This window comes from Serratia sp. CoH_134_PS_4, assembly GCF_058190535.1.
This window is the reverse complement of sequence record NZ_JBXWKI010000042.1, coordinates 1-934: the sequence shown is the minus strand read 5'-3', so window position 1 is coordinate 934 and position 934 is coordinate 1. Positions and strand designations below refer to the sequence as shown.

At 48.8% G+C, this 934-nt stretch carries 2 tRNA genes and 1 rRNA gene; all 3 read right to left on the bottom strand.

From position 1 onward, the window contains the following. Positions 1-434, bottom strand: a 23S ribosomal RNA gene (locus tag AC2FCQ_RS24630); the annotation flags it as partial. Between the two features lie 205 nt (positions 435-639). After that, positions 640-715 (bottom strand) — tRNA-Ala (locus AC2FCQ_RS24625). A gap of 37 nt (positions 716-752) precedes the next feature. Then, positions 753-829 (bottom strand) — tRNA-Ile (locus tag AC2FCQ_RS24620). Positions 830-934: the final 105 nt, after the last annotated feature.

Below are 934 nucleotides of genomic sequence, written 5' to 3'. Positions count from 1 at the left end.
AGTATTTAGCCTTGGAGGATGGTCCCCCCATATTCAGACAGGATGTCACGTGTCCCGCCCTACTCATCGAACTCACAATTAATGCATTTTAGTGTACGGGACTATCACCCTTTACTGTGCGACTTTCCAGACGCTTCCACTAACACAAGAACTGATTCAGGTTCTGGGCTCCTCCCCGTTCGCTCGCCGCTACTGGGGGAATCTCGGTTGATTTCTTTTCCTCGGGGTACTTAGATGTTTCAGTTCCCCCGGTTCGCCTCATACGACTATGTATTCATCGTATGATAGTGCAACGAATTGCACTGGGTTTCCCCATTCGGGTATCGCCGGTTATAACGGTTCATATCACCTTACCGACGCTTATCGCAGATTAGCACGCCCTTCATCGCCTCTGACTGCCTAGGCATCCACCGTGTACGCTTAGTCACTTAACCTCACAACCCGAAGGTGTTTCCACTTTCGTGCTGCTACATTTGAGAGACTCTATGACAGGTTAATCCTTACCCCAATACATCTACGGAGGGATAAGTTTCAGCTGTCATGTTTCAATTTTCAGCTTGTTCCAGATTGTTAAAGAGCAAAATACTTCGCAGCATACTGTTGCCAGTACACTCTGAAGTATTGAAATACAGGACTATATGGTGGAGCTAAGCGGGATCGAACCGCTGACCTCCTGCGTGCAAGGCAGGCGCTCTCCCAGCTGAGCTATAGCCCCATACAGTCACGTGCAGTACCTTTTCCACTTCGAGAAGTGGTAGGCCTGAGTGGACTTGAACCACCGACCTCACCCTTATCAGGGGTGCGCTCTAACCACCTGAGCTACAAGCCTATAAAGGTATTTCTGCTCGTTACTTTCTATCAGACAATCTGTGTGAGCACTTCACGCGAATCAATATCATTAGGTAAGGAGGTGATCCAACCGCAGGTTCCCCTA